This is a genomic window from Streptomyces sp. NPDC002209 (assembly GCF_042890265.1).
In the GTDB taxonomy this organism is placed as follows: domain Bacteria; phylum Actinomycetota; class Actinomycetes; order Streptomycetales; family Streptomycetaceae; genus Streptomyces.
In genome coordinates, this window is the sequence record NZ_JBIARX010000005.1 from 77015 (window position 1) to 91571 (window position 14557).

The window sequence follows — 14557 nt, forward strand, 5'->3', positions numbered from 1 at the left end:
CGCTAGGGGGCTGCCTCGGGGGTTGCCTCGGCGGCCATGCGGAGGCGGGCGTACTCCTGGGCCATGGACTCTGCCGTCCAGTGCGCGTTGAGGCCGCTTGGGTTGGGGAGCGCCCAGATGCGGGTGGAGCCGATGGTCCGGTCCTGGGGGCCGATCTGGGCCTTTCGCTCGCCGAATGCGGTGCGGTAGGCCGTGACCCCGACGACCGCCAGCCACTGCGGGCGCAGATCTTCCACCTTGGCGGTCAGGATGCGGCCGCCCTCGCGGAACTCCTCGGCGCTCAGCTCGTCGGCCCGGGCCGTGGCGCGGGCGACGACGTTGGTGATGCCGAGCCGGTGGGTCAGCAGCTCCTCCTGCTCCGCGGGGGCGAAGCGGCGCGGGGTGAAGCCGGACAGGTGCAGGACGGGCCAGAAACGGTTGCCGGGGCGGGCGAAGTGGTGGCCCGTTGCGGCGGAGAGGAGACCCGGGTTGATCCCGCAGAACAGCACGCGCAGACCGCCCGCGACCACGTCCGGGATGACGCGGTCACGGGCGGCGCTCAGCTCCTCGGGGGTCAGAGGATCGACCCCGGCGTGTATCCGGCGGCCTCCGGGTGCTGCTTGGCGATCGCCTCGATGCGGGAGACCACCGCGGCGACCTGGTCACCGGCGGCGCCCGTGAAGGACAGCTTGTCGGCCATCAGGGCGTCGAGCTGGGCCCGGTCCAGCGGCATCCGCTCGTCGGCGGCCAGCTTGTCCAGCAGCTCGTTGCGCTCGGCGCCCTGCTCGCGCATGGCGAGCGCGGAGGCCACCGCGTGCTCCTTGATGACCTCGTGGGCGGCCTCGCGGCCGACACCCGCCCGCACCGCGCCCATCAGGACCTTGGTGGTCGCGAGGAACGGCAGGTAGCGGTCCAGCTCGCGGGCCACGACCGCCGGGAAGGCGCCGAACTCGTCGAGGACGGTCAGGAAGGTCTCCAGCAGGCCGTCGAACGCGAAGAACGCGTCGGGCAGCGCCACCCGGCGGACCACGGAGCAGGAGACATCGCCCTCGTTCCACTGGTCGCCGGCCAGCTCGCCGGTCATCGAGGCGTAGCCGCGCAGGATGACCATCAGGCCGTTGACGCGCTCGCAGGAGCGGGTGTTCATCTTGTGCGGCATCGCGGAGGAGCCGACCTGGCCGGGCTTGAAGCCCTCGGTGACCAGCTCGTGGCCGGCCATCAGGCGGATCGTCTTCGCGATCGACGAGGGGGCGGCGGCCAGCTGCACCAGGGCGGTGACCACGTCGTAGTCGAGCGAGCGCGGGTAGACCTGGCCGACGGAGGTGAAGGCCTGGGCGAAGCCGAGGTGGGCGGCGATCCGCTGCTCCAGGTCGGCGAGCTTGGCGGCGTCGCCGCCGAGCAGGTCGAGCATGTCCTGGGCGGTGCCGACCGGGCCCTTGATCCCGCGCAGCGGGTAGCGGCCGAGCAGGTCCTCCAGGCGGTCGTAGGCGACCAGCAGCTCGTCGGCCGCGGTGGCGAAGCGCTTGCCCAGGGTCGTCGCCTGCGCGGCGACGTTGTGGGAGCGGCCGGCCATGACCAGCTCGGCGTGCTCGCCGGCCAGCTTGCCGAGACGGGCGAGGACGGCGACCGTGCGGTCGCGGGCCAGCTCCAGCGAGAGCCGGATCTGCAGCTGCTCGACGTTCTCGGTGAGGTCGCGCGAGGTCATGCCCTTGTGGACGTGCTCGTGACCGGCGAGGGCGTTGAACTCCTCGATGCGGGCCTTCACGTCGTGCCGGGTGACCTTCTCGCGCTCGGCGATGGAGGCGAGGTCGACCGTCTCCAGGACACGCTCGTAGTCGGCGAGGGCGGCGTCCGGGACGTCGATGCCGAGGTCCTTCTGGGCGCGGAGCACGGCGAGCCACAGCCGCCGCTCCAGCGTCACCTTGTACTCGGGGGACCACAGGACGGCGAGCTCCGCGGAGGCGTAGCGGCCGGCCAGGACATTGGGGATGCGGGGCTTGGCTGTCACGTGTAGGGATTCTACTTGGGCCGCAGCTGTGCGTTTACGCAGGTGGCGACCCCGCCCCGGATTGTGCCTTGCTACGAGAGCCGCTCGCCCGCGGCCGCCTCGTACGGCAGCAGCTCCGGGCGCTTGGCCGGACGTCCGTCCCCCGACGAGCGGCCCGTCAGCCGGCGGCCGACCCAGGGCAGCAGGTGCCGGCGCGCGAAGCTCAGGTCCTGGGAGCGGCGCACGGCCCAGCCCGGGGGCACCGCGGCCGGGAGCTCGGCGCGCCAGTCCTGCTCGGGCGGCAGTCCCAGTGTCTGCCAGACCGCCTCCGCCACCCGGCGGTGGCCCTCGGCGGTCAGGTGCAGCCGGTCCACGTCCCACATGCGGGGGTCGGCCAGCACACCGGCCCCGTACAGGTCCACGACCAGGGCCCCGTGCCGGGCGGCCAGCTCCTCGATGACGGCGAACAGCTCCTCCATGCGAGGCCGGAAGCGGTCCATCACCGGCCCGTTGCGCCCGGGGGAGCGCATCAGCACCAACGTCTTGCACGTGGGTGCCAGCAGCTCCACGGCCTCCTCCAGGTGCCCGCGCACCCGGCCCATGTCGACCTTCGGACGCAGGGCGTCGTTCAGGCCTCCCACCAGGGTCACCAGATCGGCCCCCATCGCCGCCGCGACCGGGGCCTGGTCCTCGGCGATCTGTCCGATCAGCTTCCCGCGGACCGCGAGGTTCGCGTAGCGGAAGCCGGGCTCGCGCGCCGCGAGGCGGGCGGCCAGCAGATCGGCCCAGCCCCGGTACGAGCCGTTGGGCAGCAGGTCGGACATGCCCTCGGTGAAGGAGTCGCCGACCGCGACGAAACTGGTGTAAGACGCATTCATCTTCATGGCGAAGCGATGCTACCGCCCAGTACCCCGGCCGCGCAGGGCCGGGGCACCACCCGCGGTGGCAGCCGCTCAGGCGGAGGCCGGCCTGCCGAACAGCTCGCGCAGCACGTCCTCCATCGTGACCAGGCCCGTCATCGCCCCGCCCGAGCCCATGACCGCCGCCAGGTGCGTCCGGCTGCGCCGCATCGCGGTCAGCACGTCGTCCAGCGGGGTCTCGGCCCGCACCTGGGCGATCGGGCGCAGCACGGACGCGGGGAACGGCTGGTCCCGCTCCGGTCCGTCCGCGTCCAGGGCGTCCTTGACGTGCAGGTATCCGAGGATCCTGGCCTGGGCGTCGATCACCGGGAAGCGGGAGTACCCGGACTCGGCCGACAGCCCCTCCAGTCCCGCCGGCGTGATGCCCTCCCGGGCCACCACGACCCCGTCCAGCGGCAGCACCACGTCGGTGACCGGCCGGCGGCCCAGCTCGAGGGCGTCGTGCAGCCGCTCGCTCGCCCGGTCGTCGATCAGCCCCGCCTCGCTGGAGTCCCGCACGATCCGCGCGAGCTCGTCGTCCGAGAAGGTCGCCGCGACCTCGTCCTTCACGTCCACCCGCAGCAGCCGCAACAGGAGGTTGGCGAAGGCGTTGATCGCGAAGATCACCGGCCTCAGCGCCCGCGCCAGGGTCACCAGCGGCGGACCGAGCAGCAGCGCGGTGCGCACCGGCTCGGACAGGGCCACGTTCTTCGGCAGCATCTCGCCGAAGAGCATGTGCAGGTACGTCGCCAGCGCCAGGGCCACCACGAACGAGATCGCGTGCGTCAGCCCGGACGGCACCCCGAACAGGTCGAACAGCGGGGTCAGCAGGTGCGCGATGGCCGGTTCGGCCACCACACCCAGGACCAGGGTGCACAGCGTGATGCCCAGCTGTGCCGCCGCCATCAGCGCCGACACGTGCTCCAGGCCCCACAGCACGGCGCGGGCCCGCCGGTCGCCCTGCTCCGCGTACGGCTCGATCTGGCTGCGCCGCACCGAGATCAGTGCGAACTCGGCGCCGACGAAGAAGGCGTTGACGACCAGGGTCGCCAGGCCGATCAGCAATTGGAGCGCCGTCATCGGGCTCCCTCCCCACCCTTGTCCTGCGACGGCTCGACGGGCGCGTGCAGCAGCACCCGCGCCGCCCGCCGTCCGGCGGCGTCCACCACGTCGATCCGCCAGCCGCCCAGCTCCATGCTGTCGCCGACGGCCGGGATCCGGCCCAGCTCGGTCGCTATCAGCCCGGCCAGCGTCTCGTACGGGCCGTCCGGTACGCGCAGTCCGATCCGCTCCAGCTGGTCGGTGCGCGCGGAGCCGTCGGCGGAGTAGAGCCGGCGCCCGGAGGCGTCCGTACCGGCCGGGGCCAGGTCCGGTGTCTCGTGCGGGTCGTGCTCGTCGCGGACCTCGCCGACGACCTCCTCGACGATGTCCTCCAGGGTGACCACGCCGGCGGTGCCGCCGTACTCGTCGATCACCACGGCCATCGTCTGGCGGCCGGACAGCAGGTCCAGCAGCCGGTCGACGGTCAGCGACTCCGGCACCAGCAGCGGTTGGCGCAGCAGCTGGGAGACGGTACGGCGGCGCCGTTCCTCGGCGGGCAGCGCGAGCACGTCCTTGATGTGGACGGTGCCGACGACGGTGTCGAGGTTGCCCCGGTAGACCGGGAAGCGCGACAGGCCGGTCGCCAGCGTCGCGTTCGCCACGTCCTCGGCGGTGGTCTGCACGTCGAGGGCGGTGACCTGGACGCGCGGGGTCATGACGTTCTCCGCGGTCAGGTCGGCCAGGTTCAGGGTCCGTACGAACAGCTCGGCGGTGTCCTTCTCCAGCGCGCCCGCCTTGGCGGAGTGCCGTGCCAGCGCCACCAGCTCCTGCGGGGTGCGCGCGGAGGCCAGCTCCTCGGCCGGCTCCATGCCGAACCGGCGGACCATGTGGTTCGCCGTGCTGTTCAGGTGGCTGATGAACGGCCGGAAGGCGCGGCTGAAGAGGCGCTGCATGGTGGCCACTCGCTTGGCGATGGCCAGCGGGGAAGAGATCGCCCAGTTCTTGGGCACCAGCTCGCCGACGACCATCAGGACGACGGTCGACAGCACCGTGCCGAGGATCAGGGCGGTGGAGGAGGCGGCGCCGGCCGACAGTCCCATGGCCTCGAAGGGGCCCTGGAGCAGGGCGGCGATCGACGGCTTGGAGATCATGCCGATGACCAGGCCGGTCACGGTGATGCCGAGCTGGGCGCCGGAAAGCTGGAACGTCAGGCTGCGCACGGCCGCCAGGGCGCTCTCCGCCCCGCGCTCGCCGCGCTCGACGGCTTGTTCGAGCTCGCTGCGCTCGACGGTGGTCAGCGAGAACTCCGCCGCGACGAAGACTCCGCAGGCAAGGCAGAGCAGCAGCGCCACGAGGAGCAGGAGCACTTCGGTCATCGGTCGGTCACCTCCGTTCCATGATCAGCCCGGAGGAGGGGTATCGCGCGATGTCGGGTACTGGGGGGCTCGCCCATGGGCGGACGCTCACACCTTTCGATCGGGTCGGTCGGCTTGCTGTCCACAAGGGTAAAGGACGGGCAAAGAGATCGGATCATTCGTGGGACGGAGCGACACCCGGATGATGGGATCCGGACATGAGCGATCTTCACATCGGTCCTGCTTCGGCCGCCGATCTCACCGCCGTGCTCGACTTCTGGAAGACCGCTGCCGAGGGAACGAGTATCAGCGACGACCTCGCCGGGGTCGAGCAACTCCACGCCCGCGATCCGCACGCCCTGCTGCTCGCCCGGCGCGAGGGCGAACTGGTCGGCACCGTGATCGCCGGGTTCGACGGCTGGCGCTGCCACCTCTACCGGCTCGCGGTCCACCCGGCACACCGCCGCCGGGGCATCGGATCGGCGCTGCTGACCGCCGCGGAGGAGCGTTTCGAGGCGCTCGGCGGACGGCGTGCGGACGCGATGGTGCTGGACCGCAACGAGCAGGCGCACGGGGCGTGGGACGCGGCCGGGTACCACCGCCAGGACGCCTGGACCCGCTGGGTCAAGCCGCTGCACGGCTGAGACCCGGCGGGGCCGGAGCGGGCCCACCCGGCCCGGCCCGCACGGGGCCGGGCGACCCCCCTATGCGGGACCGCGGCGGGCGGAGCCGATCACGCAGTACGAGGTGGGGAACGCCGGTCCGCGCTCGGGCAGCCGGAAACTGCGGTACGAGACGACCCGGAAGCCGGCGGCCTCGATCGCGGCGGCCGGGTCCCGGGAGGTGTGGCACCCGCCGAAGAGGCCGGGCCACACGGTCCGGTCCAGCGTGCGCTGGACGGCGGCCATGCCGCGGGTGGGCGCCCGGCCGTGCTCGAAGAACCGAAGCTCGGCGTCGGGACGCAGCACCCGGTGGAGCTCTGCGAGCGAGCGGGGCAGGTCCCGGACGGTGCACAGCACGAGGGAGGCGACGGCGGCGTCGAAGGCCTCGCTCTTGACCGGGAGGGCCTCGGCGACACCCGGCACGACGTCGACGGGTACCTCGGCGCGCAGGGCGGCGTCGGCCGCGAGCCGGCGCAGTCTCCGTTCCGGTTCGACGGCGACGACCTCGGAGACGGCGCGCGGGTAGTGGGTGAAGTTGAGGCCGTTGCCGGCGCCGATCTCGATGACCCGGCCGGACACCCCGTGCAGGAGCTCGCCGCGGAGGGCGGCGATCCCTCCGCGGGTGTCGGCGGCGGTGCTGAACCGGGCGTAGAACCGGGCGAAGAGCGGGTGGTCGACGCGATCCGGGTCTCGGTGCGGTGTGGCCATGGCGGGCCTCCGGGGCGGGGTGGCGGCGGGTGCGGTTGCCCTGCCGGGCTGTTCCCCGTCCGGGCGGCCCGCAAAACCGGCGCCGACGGGACGGGACCGCCGCGCGCGGCGGCGCCACGGCACGCGTCGCGGACGGCCGTCCGCACGTGGATCGAGTACGGGTACTCAGGAGCCCGGGATCCGACGTGGGGACAATCGGGGGATCCGCCCCTACGCCGGGGCCCCGCACGGGCACAGTGGAGACCCCGTGACGTCCCGTACCACCCCCGCCGGCGCCGTGCTGCTCGCCGCAGGACTGCTCGCACTGACCGCCTGCGGCACCACGGCGTCCGGGAGCGGCGCGGCCGCGGACCCGCCCCCGGTGCCGTCACCCGGCCGGACCCCGGACCACGCCGCCCGGGCGGCGGCCGCGGTGGCCCGCCACGACGAGCTCTTCCCCGAGGTGGCCCCGACGGGGTCGGCCACGCCGGGAGAACCGCCCACGGACCCCGGGGCGCGCAAGTACGCGGAGAACCACGCTTACAAGAACGAGGCCACGCTCACGCCCGCGACCAAGTGCCGGGGCGACGCGCACGCCGCGCGGATCAGGAAGGCGCTGGGCGGCGACGACGGGAAGGGCGCACCGAAGTCGAAGGAGGAGCTCAGCGGGCTCCTGACCGAGCTGGGCTACCGGCCGGAGACCGGGGACGTGTACGCATCGAGCACGGGCAACCTCTCGTTCGTCCTGTCGATCCCGGAGAGCGGGCCGTGCGTGACGGGCCGTGTGACCGCGCCGATGAGCGTGAAGGCGCACGGGGTCTACATGGAGGGCGGCTGCCACGAGCCCCGCGGTGGCCACTGAACGCGCCCCGGCCGCAGCGGCCCGGCGGGCCTGGTGGCGCCGCCGGGCCGGTGAGGTCCGGGTCCGGGATCAGGGCTGCCAGGCCGTCAGGAACGACTCCGGGGACCAGCTGCCCGCGAGGGCGGGGGACAGCCAGGTCGGGGCCGCCGCACGGAAGGACTCCGGGGACAGGGACCCCGAGGCCTCCGGGACGGCGCCCAGCAGCGGGAGCCCCGAGGACGACGGGAGGTCCGCCAGGTTGCAGCGGCAGGCCAGGTCCGGCTCGGCCGGCCAGCTGCCGATGACCACGCCCATGGCCTCCAGCTCCCGCGCCCGGAGCGCCTCGGCGGTCAGGGTCGTGGAGTTGAGGGTGCCGAGGGCCGCCGGGGCGACCACCAGCACCGGGGCGCCGAGGAGGCGGGCCGCATCGGCCAGCGTGTGGCCCTCCTCGTCGAAGCGGACCAGGAGGCCGCCCGCGCCCTCCACCAGGACCAGGTCGTGGGACCGGGCGAGCCGGCCCGCCGCCTCCGCGACGGCGCTCGGCGAGACCGTGGGCAGGCCCGCGCGGCGGGCCGCCGTGTCGGGGGCCAACGGCTCCGGGTAGCGGGCCAGTTCCACTGCCGTGACCGTCGGGCCGGCCAGCCGGACCGCTTCCGCCGCGTCGCCCGGCTCGGTCGCGTCCACGCCGGTCTGCGCGGGCTTGAGGACCGCCACCGAGCGCCCCGCCGCCACCGCGGCCGCCGCGATCGCCGACGTGACCACCGTCTTGCCGATCTCCGTGCCCGTGCCCGAGACGATGAGTACCGTCATGTCAGCCCTCCGCCGCCGCCGCGCACACGGCGCGGCAGATGCGGGCCACGTCGCCGTCGCCCGTGACGAACGGCGGCATCACGTAGATCAGGTCCCTGAACGGGCGCACCCACACGCCTTCGCGGACCGCCGCCCGGGTCGCCGCGGCCACGTCGACCTCGTGGGTCAGCTGGACCACGCCGATCGCACCGAGGACGCGTACGTCCCGGACACCGGGCAGGTCCCGTGCCGGGGCCAGGCCCTCCACGAGCCCCGCCTCGATGCGCTTGACCTCACGCTGCCAGTCCTGGCCGAGCAGCAGGTCGATCGAGGCCAGCGCCACGGCCGTGGCGAGCGGGTTGCCCATGAACGTCGGCCCGTGCGCGAGGACCGGGACGGCGCCCCGGGAGATCCCGTCCGCCACCCGCTCCGTGCACAGCGTCGCCGCCAGCGTGAGGTAGCCGCCGGTCAGGGACTTGCCCAGGCACATCACGTCCGGGGTCATCCCCGCGTGGTCCGCCGCGAACAGGGCGCCGGTGCGGCCGAAGCCCGTCGCGATCTCGTCCAGGATGAGCAGGACGTCGTACTCGTCGCACAGTTCGCGCAGCACCCGCAGGTAGCCCGGGTTGTGGAAGCGCATGCCGCCCGCGCCCTGGACCACCGGCTCCACGATCACCGCGGCCAGCTCGTCCGCGTGCGCGGACAGCAGGGAGCGCAGGTGGTCGACGTACGCGGGGTCCACGGGCGCGTCGAAGCCGCTCGGCGGCACATCGGCGAACAACTGGCGCGGGAGGATCCCCGACCAGAGCTCGTGCATGCCGCCCTCGGGGTCGCAGACCGCCATCGGCGTCCACGTGTCACCGTGGTAGCCGCCGCGCCAGGTCAGCAGCCTGGTCTTGCCGGGCCGGCCGATGGAACGCCAGTACTGGAGGCACATCTTCACCGCGACCTCGACCGAGACCGAGCCCGAGTCGGCGAGGAAGACGTGCTCCAGGCCGGCCGGAGTGATCTCGACCAGCCGGGCGGCCAGCCGGACGGCGGGCTCGTGGGTGAGCCCGCCGAACATCACGTGCGACATCCGGCCGAGCTGGTCGGTCACGGCCTCGTTCAGCACCGGGTGGTTGTAGCCGTGGATCGCCGACCACCAGGAGGACATGCCGTCGACCAGCTCGTCCTGCCCCTGGGAGGGCTCGGCCAGCCGCAGCCGGACGCCCGAGGCGGAGGAGACGGCCAGCGGCTCCTGCCGCCCGGGCATCGGGCCGTACGGGTGCCAGACGTGCTGCCGGTCCAGCGCGAGCAGTTCCGCGGCCGGCATCGGGTGGCGCTGGTCAGGCATTGGGCGCGAGGTCCGTCCCTGCGCCCCGGCGGCGGACCGCCACGAGGTCCGAGCGGACCTCGCCCGCCGCAGCCTGAGCCGGAGCCCCGGCGGGCACGGGAGCCGACGCCGCGACCGCCGCCTGCGCGGGGACGGCCTCGTGGCCCGAGCAGCCGCCGCACGCCGAACCGCAGCCCGCCTCGGCAGCCGAGGAGCCGCACGGTCCCTGGGCGGCCGCGGCCCTGGCGGCCGCCAACGCGTCCGCACGGTGCGCCGGGAGGGTCGTCGTACCGGCGCCCTCCACCTCGAAGCCGGCGTCCGCGATCATGTCGAGGTCGGCCTGGCCCGCCTGGCCCTCACTGGTGAGGTAGTCACCGAGGAAGATCGAGTTGGCGATGTTCAGCGCGATCGGCTGCATCGAGCGCAGGTGCACCTCGCGGCCGCCGGCGATCCGGACCTCCACGTCGGGGCAGACGAACCGGACCATCGCCAGGATCCGCAGGCAGCGCTGCGGGGTGAGGTTCCACTCCTTGGCCAGCGGGGTGCCCTCGAAGGGGATCAGGAAGTTGACCGGCACCGAGTCCGAGTCCAGCTCGCGCAGCGAGTAGACGACGTCGACCAGGTCCTCGTCGCTCTCGCCCATGCCGGCGATGAGACCGGAGCAGGCGGACAGGCCCGCCGCGTGCGCCTTTTGCACCGTGTCGACCCGGTCCGCGTAGGTGTGGGTCTTGGTGATCTGGCCGTACGTGGCCTCGGAGGTGTTCAGGTTGTGGTTGTAGGCATCGGCGCCCGCGTCCTTCAGACGCTCCGCCTGGCCGTCCGAGAGCAGACCGAGGCACGCGCACACCTCGACGCCCTCGTTCTGCTCCTTGATCGCCTCGATCGTCTTGCCGACCCGCTCGACGTCGCGGTCCGTCGGACCGCGCCCGCTCGCCACCAGGCACACGCGCTTCGCGCCGCCCGCGACACCCGCCGCGGCGGCCTGCGAGGCCTCGTCCGGCTTCAGCCACGTGTACTTGAGGATCTCCGCCTTCGACCCCAGGCGCTGGGAGCAGTAGGAGCAGTCCTCCGGGCAGAGCCCGGACTTCAGGTTGACCAGGTAGTTCAGCTTGACCCGACGCCCGAACCACTGGCGGCGCACCTTGCCGGCCGCGGCCACCACGTCGAGCAGTTCGTCGTCAGAGGTCGCCAGCACGGCGAGTGCCTCTTCGCGGGTCGGCAGCTCGCGCCGCAGCCCCTTGTCCACCAGGGTGTTCAGCAGGTCCATGACGCCGATCCTGGACCACACCACCACTCCCGGCCAAGGAGAGATCGCACAACATGGCCGGAACGGAGTGTGTGTATCGCCACACCTGGCACTCGGGTGACGGCCGTTAGGGTCAGGCACGTCTGTGGACAGCCGACAAAACACGAGGACCCGCCGATGCCCCAGCACAGCCCCGAGCCCGATGACGTGTTCGCCTGGATCGACGACGCGGAGCGGGCCCGTGAGAAGGCCGGGCTCGTCCGGACGCTGCGCCCCCGCCCGGCCGCCTCGCCGCTGCTGGACCTCGCGAGCAACGACTACCTCGGCCTGTCGCGGCACCCCGAGACCGTGCGCGGTGCGCGCGAGGCGGCCGAGCGGTGGGGCGCCGGGGCCACGGGATCACGCCTGGTGACCGGAACGACCGAGCTTCATGCGGAGCTCGAGCGGGAGCTCGCGGCCTTCTGCGGGTTCGAGGCGGCGCTCGTGCTGTCCTCCGGGTACGCCGCCAACCTGGCGGCCGTCACCGCGCTCAGCGACCGGGGCACCCTCGTCGTGTCCGACGCCGGCAACCACGCCTCGATCGTCGACGGCTGCCGGCTCTCCCGCGCCGCGACCGAGGTGATCCCGCACTCCGACCCGGAGGCCGCGCGCAAGACGCTCGCCACGCACGAGGGCAGGGCGCTGCTGGTCAGCGACTCGGTGTTCTCCGTGGACGGGGACGCCGCCCCGCTCGCCGCGTACGCGGCCGCCTGCCGGGAGGAGGGCGCGGCCCTGGTCGTGGACGACGCCCACGGGCTGGGCGTGCTCGGGGAGGGCGGTCGCGGAGCCCTGCACGCGGCCGGACTCGCGGGCGCGCCCGGGGTGGTCGCCACCCTGACGCTGTCGAAGTCCCTGGGCAGCCAGGGCGGAGCGGTGCTCGGTCCGGCCAAGGTGATCCGGCACCTCGTCAACACGGCGCGCACCTTCATCTTCGACACCGGGCTGGCACCGGCCGCCGCGGGTGCGGCGCTGGCGAGCCTGCGCCTGCTCCGGCGGGAGCCGGAGCGCGCCGGCCGGGCCCGCGAGGTGGCCGGCCGGCTGTACGGGCGGCTCACCGCGTCCGGCCTGACCGCGGCCCGGCCGGACGCGGCCGTGGTGTCGGTACGGGCCCCGTCGGCTTCGGCGGCACTGCGCTGGGCCGCCGACTGCCGCGAGGCAGGTCTGTCCGTGGGATGCTTCCGTCCGCCGTCGGTGCCGGACGGCATCTCCCGGCTGCGGCTGACCGCACGGGCCGATCTCACGGGGGACGAGATCGACCGGGCCGTCGAGACGATCCTGGGGACCGCTCCGGCCGGAGCCACGGACCGCTAGGGCGTCACGCGAGCACGTCCGCCCGTACGGATGCGAGGAAGCCGTCCCAGGCCGGCCCGGTGAAGAGCACGGCCGGGCCGTCCGTCCGCTTGGAGTCGCGGACGGCCAGCAGGCCGCTGCCACTGAGGACGGCCGTTTCCACGCAGTTGTTCATTCCGGTGCTGCGGCTGCTCCGCCGCCACCGCGCTCTGATCAGAAGTCCGCTGGTGGAGAGGGGGGTTGCGGACACGGGGGTGCCTCCTTACGCGTCGTCAGCGAGTGAGCTGATGAGATCCGACGAGTCCTGGGGCGGGAGGGCGTGCGCCTGGATGGTGCGGAACGCGGCGCTGTACGCCTCGAGGTCTTCCTTCCGCTCCAGATAGAGGCTACTCGTCAAATGGTCGAGTACCACCACATCCAGATCGGCGATGTTCGGAAATGAGAAAATAACGAACGGTCCGGTCAGGCCGAGATGACCCCCCACGCTGAACGGCAGTACCTGCAGCCGCACTTGGGGCAGCCGGGCCACCTGCACCAGATGCCGCAATTGCGCCGCCATCACCCCGGGGCCGCCGATCTGCCGCCGCAGTACCGCCTCGTCCAGTACGGCGCTCAGCTGCAGCGGCGGATCGGCCCGCAGCACCGACTGCCGGGCCAGCCGCACGTCGACCAGCGCGTCGACCTTGGGTTCCGGCAGCCCGCCGAGCGCGGCCCGGGTCACCGCGCGCGCGTACTCCGGGGTCTGAAGCAGGCCGGGCACCACGGAGAGTTCGACCGTACGGGCCGAGCGGGCGCCCGCCTCCAGGCTGATGAAATCCCGGTACTCCTGCGGCAGCAGCCCGCGGTAGTCGTGCCACCACTGGCGGCCGCGCCCGGTGTCCCCGCCCGGACCGGGGCCCGCCGCCGAGGCCGACAGGGCCTCCAGCAGCGCCCGCTGCTCGGGGCTGACGACCTCTGCGTAGACGTCGAGGAGGAGGCGGATGTCCTCTGGTTTCACGCCACTGCGCCCGGTCTCGATGCGGCTGATTTTCGACTGGTGCCACCCTGCGATCCGGGCCGCCTCACCACTGGTGAGTCCGGTCCGGTCGCGCAGCGCGCGCAGTTCCTCGCCGAGCTTGCGCCGACGCACCGCGGGACCGTGCTGCATACCCGCCTCCTTCCACCGGCACAGCTCGCACCAGTCTGCCGTCCAAATACGCTCTTCCGTAGCAGAGTTCACTGCATTGAGCGACAGATATATGCAGATCTTGGGGGAACGGCCGCACCGGCGGGACGATGGGTGGCACTCTGGCGTCCAGCACAGATCCGGGGTTTCGCCCCGGTGGGAAAGGGACCGTCGTCATGGCAGATCACCAGGAAGCATCCGTCACTCTGCCGAGCGATCCCGCTTCGGTCGCCACCGCCCGCCGCTACGTCGCGGAGGTGCTCGGCGAATGGGGACTGCCCGACGAGGCCGACACCGCCGACAGCGTCCGGCTGATCGTCTCGGAGCTCGCCACCAACGCCGTGCAGCACACCTTCGGCCAGTCGCCCACCTTCACCGTGGACATCCGCCTCGAGCGCGGGGAGTGGCTCCGCGTCGGGGTGACCGACAGCCACCCGCGCTGGCCCAAGCGGCTCCCGGCCGCCGTCCAGCAGGACAACGGTCGGGGGATGGTCATCATCCGCTGGCTCACCGCCGAAGCCGGCGGCCGGCTCTCCGTCAGCCCCACCGAGGACGGCGGCAAGACCGTCTGGATCGCCCTGCCCTGGCCCGTCGGGGCTCCCGCGAAGAGCGTCACCGGCTGTTGAGCGGCGCTCAGCCCTGCCCGCGCTCCGCGGCGCTGCGCTCGATGCACAGCTCGTTGCCCTCCGGATCGGCGAGCACGGCCCAGCCGGAGCCGTCCTCCCGGCGCCGGTCGTCGACCAGCTTCGCCCCGAGCCCGATGAGCCGCTCGACGGTCTCGTCCCGGGTGCCGGTGGGCGGCTGGATGTCCAGGTGGACCCGGTTCTTGACGGACTTGGCGTCCGGTACCCGGATGAACAGCAGACCCGGGACCCCGGGTTGCGCCGGGTCCAGCAGGATCTCGTCGTCGCCCTCCCGGTCGTCCGGGTGGATCGGGAAGCCGGTCACGGCGGACCAGAACTCGGCGGTCCTGTACGGGTCGAGCGCATCGAAGGTGATGTGGCGCACCGGGTTGACGAACATGCATCTCCTCTGTGGCGGGTCCAGCGGCGCCGGCCGGGGGACCGTAGGTCCGGTCCGTATACGGAACCGGCTGCGGGCGGCCCGGGAGTTGAACCGGGTGCCTGCCCGAAACGTGGGTTAACGCAGCGGAAAAGCGCGGCGCCTAGCGTGGCGGCCACGGGCTTCCGTCAATGATCACCCATCCGCGGGTAAAGCGGCGGTGCTCGGCACGGAAAGCCTTTCCCTGCGTTGGGCAAGAC

The 14557-nt window shown here is 73.1% G+C and carries 16 protein-coding genes; 4 read left to right on the forward strand and 12 right to left on the reverse strand.

Features of this window, described 5'->3' with window-relative positions; genetic code table 11:
- Positions 1 to 2: 2 nt before the first annotated feature.
- The 5 genes from mug to ACFYXK_RS11980 all read right to left on the reverse strand — a co-directional run bounded on the left by mug (position 3) and on the right by ACFYXK_RS11980 (position 5282).
- Positions 3 to 557, reverse strand: coding sequence for a G/U mismatch-specific DNA glycosylase (gene mug, locus ACFYXK_RS11960; protein WP_389411328.1), 555 nt, complete (start codon positions 555 to 557; stop codon positions 3 to 5).
- Positions 554 to 1987: an adenylosuccinate lyase gene (purB, locus tag ACFYXK_RS11965; RefSeq protein WP_030300188.1), complete on the reverse strand. Its 1434-nt coding sequence runs from the start codon at positions 1985 to 1987 to the stop codon at positions 554 to 556. The genes mug and purB overlap by 4 nt, the downstream gene beginning before the upstream one ends.
- Positions 1988 to 2058: 71 nt before the next feature.
- On the reverse strand, positions 2059 to 2850 hold the full coding sequence (locus ACFYXK_RS11970) for an SGNH/GDSL hydrolase family protein (RefSeq protein ID WP_389411017.1): 792 nt from the start codon (positions 2848 to 2850) through the stop codon (positions 2059 to 2061).
- 69 nt (positions 2851 to 2919) lie between these two features.
- Positions 2920 to 3945 (reverse strand): hemolysin family protein, encoded by a 1026-nt coding sequence (locus ACFYXK_RS11975; protein WP_389411018.1) that lies wholly within the window; start codon positions 3943 to 3945, stop codon positions 2920 to 2922.
- Positions 3942 to 5282 (reverse strand): hemolysin family protein, encoded by a 1341-nt coding sequence (locus tag ACFYXK_RS11980; protein ID WP_389411019.1) that lies wholly within the window; start codon positions 5280 to 5282, stop codon positions 3942 to 3944. The genes ACFYXK_RS11975 and ACFYXK_RS11980 overlap by 4 nt, the downstream gene beginning before the upstream one ends.
- Before the next feature lie 197 nt (positions 5283 to 5479).
- On the opposite strand from ACFYXK_RS11980, the gene ACFYXK_RS11985 reads away from it, so the two are divergent.
- A complete protein-coding gene (locus tag ACFYXK_RS11985) occupies positions 5480 to 5905 on the forward strand; it encodes a GNAT family N-acetyltransferase (protein ID WP_389411020.1) in 426 nt (141 codons plus the stop codon).
- A 60-nt stretch (positions 5906 to 5965) separates the two neighbouring features.
- Here the strand turns inward: ACFYXK_RS11985 and ACFYXK_RS11990 are convergent, their stop codons facing one another.
- Positions 5966 to 6631, reverse strand: coding sequence for a class I SAM-dependent methyltransferase (locus ACFYXK_RS11990; protein ID WP_389411021.1), 666 nt, complete (start codon positions 6629 to 6631; stop codon positions 5966 to 5968).
- Positions 6632 to 6878: 247 nt separating this feature from the next.
- On the opposite strand from ACFYXK_RS11990, the gene ACFYXK_RS11995 reads away from it, so the two are divergent.
- A complete protein-coding gene (locus ACFYXK_RS11995) occupies positions 6879 to 7472 on the forward strand; it encodes a hypothetical protein (protein ID WP_389411022.1) in 594 nt (197 codons plus the stop codon).
- Positions 7473 to 7541: 69 nt separating this feature from the next.
- Here ACFYXK_RS11995 and bioD read toward each other — a convergent pair whose 3' ends face one another.
- The 3 genes from bioD to bioB are packed head-to-tail and all read right to left on the reverse strand — an operon-like array spanning position 7542 to position 10822.
- Positions 7542 to 8261, reverse strand: a complete 720-nt coding sequence (gene bioD, locus ACFYXK_RS12000; protein WP_389411023.1) for a dethiobiotin synthase — start codon at positions 8259 to 8261, stop codon at positions 7542 to 7544.
- A gap of 1 nt (position 8262) precedes the next feature.
- Complete coding sequence (locus ACFYXK_RS12005) at positions 8263 to 9576, reverse strand: adenosylmethionine--8-amino-7-oxononanoate transaminase (protein WP_389411024.1); 1314 nt, start codon at positions 9574 to 9576, stop codon at positions 8263 to 8265.
- A complete protein-coding gene (gene bioB / locus ACFYXK_RS12010) occupies positions 9569 to 10822 on the reverse strand; it encodes a biotin synthase BioB (protein WP_389411025.1) in 1254 nt (417 codons plus the stop codon). Before bioB ends, ACFYXK_RS12005 begins: the two co-directional genes overlap by 8 nt.
- Positions 10823 to 10978: 156 nt before the next feature.
- Between bioB and ACFYXK_RS12015 the strand changes: the two genes are divergently transcribed.
- Positions 10979 to 12151: an 8-amino-7-oxononanoate synthase gene (locus ACFYXK_RS12015; protein WP_383519296.1), complete on the forward strand. Its 1173-nt coding sequence runs from the start codon at positions 10979 to 10981 to the stop codon at positions 12149 to 12151.
- 4 nt (positions 12152 to 12155) lie between these two features.
- Here ACFYXK_RS12015 and ACFYXK_RS12020 read toward each other — a convergent pair whose 3' ends face one another.
- Positions 12156 to 12380, reverse strand: coding sequence for a DUF397 domain-containing protein (locus ACFYXK_RS12020; protein WP_389411026.1), 225 nt, complete (start codon positions 12378 to 12380; stop codon positions 12156 to 12158).
- 12 nt (positions 12381 to 12392) lie between these two features.
- A complete protein-coding gene (locus ACFYXK_RS12025) occupies positions 12393 to 13277 on the reverse strand; it encodes a helix-turn-helix domain-containing protein (RefSeq protein WP_389411027.1) in 885 nt (294 codons plus the stop codon).
- A 194-nt stretch (positions 13278 to 13471) separates the two neighbouring features.
- Here ACFYXK_RS12025 and ACFYXK_RS12030 point away from each other — a divergent pair, with 194 nt between their 5' ends.
- Positions 13472 to 13921, forward strand: a complete 450-nt coding sequence (locus tag ACFYXK_RS12030) for an ATP-binding protein (protein ID WP_266669249.1) — start codon at positions 13472 to 13474, stop codon at positions 13919 to 13921.
- A gap of 7 nt (positions 13922 to 13928) precedes the next feature.
- Here the strand turns inward: ACFYXK_RS12030 and ACFYXK_RS12035 are convergent, their stop codons facing one another.
- Entirely contained in the window at positions 13929 to 14318 is a 390-nt protein-coding gene (locus ACFYXK_RS12035; RefSeq protein WP_389411028.1) for a VOC family protein, read from the reverse strand.
- Positions 14319 to 14557: the final 239 nt, after the last annotated feature.

What these genes read in the sequence shown, in the direction of transcription:
- ACFYXK_RS11970 (WP_389411017.1), bottom strand. Translation starts at nt 2,850, where the DNA reads ATGAAGATGAATGCGTCTTACACCAGTTTCGTCGCGGTCGGCGACTCC.
- ACFYXK_RS11975 (WP_389411018.1), bottom strand. Translation starts at nt 3,945, where the DNA reads ATGACGGCGCTCCAATTGCTGATCGGCCTGGCGACCCTGGTCGTCAAC.
- ACFYXK_RS11980 (WP_389411019.1), bottom strand. Translation starts at nt 5,282, where the DNA reads ATGACCGAAGTGCTCCTGCTCCTCGTGGCGCTGCTGCTCTGCCTTGCC.
- ACFYXK_RS11985 (WP_389411020.1), top strand. Translation starts at nt 5,480, where the DNA reads ATGAGCGATCTTCACATCGGTCCTGCTTCGGCCGCCGATCTCACCGCC.
- ACFYXK_RS11990 (WP_389411021.1), bottom strand. Translation starts at nt 6,631, where the DNA reads ATGGCCACACCGCACCGAGACCCGGATCGCGTCGACCACCCGCTCTTC.
- bioD (WP_389411023.1), bottom strand. Translation starts at nt 8,261, where the DNA reads ATGACGGTACTCATCGTCTCGGGCACGGGCACGGAGATCGGCAAGACG.
- ACFYXK_RS12005 (WP_389411024.1), bottom strand. Translation starts at nt 9,576, where the DNA reads ATGCCTGACCAGCGCCACCCGATGCCGGCCGCGGAACTGCTCGCGCTG.
- bioB (WP_389411025.1), bottom strand. Translation starts at nt 10,822, where the DNA reads ATGGACCTGCTGAACACCCTGGTGGACAAGGGGCTGCGGCGCGAGCTG.
- ACFYXK_RS12015 (WP_383519296.1), top strand. Translation starts at nt 10,979, where the DNA reads ATGCCCCAGCACAGCCCCGAGCCCGATGACGTGTTCGCCTGGATCGAC.
- ACFYXK_RS12025 (WP_389411027.1), bottom strand. Translation starts at nt 13,277, where the DNA reads ATGCAGCACGGTCCCGCGGTGCGTCGGCGCAAGCTCGGCGAGGAACTG.
- ACFYXK_RS12030 (WP_266669249.1), top strand. Translation starts at nt 13,472, where the DNA reads ATGGCAGATCACCAGGAAGCATCCGTCACTCTGCCGAGCGATCCCGCT.
- ACFYXK_RS12035 (WP_389411028.1), bottom strand. Translation starts at nt 14,318, where the DNA reads ATGTTCGTCAACCCGGTGCGCCACATCACCTTCGATGCGCTCGACCCG.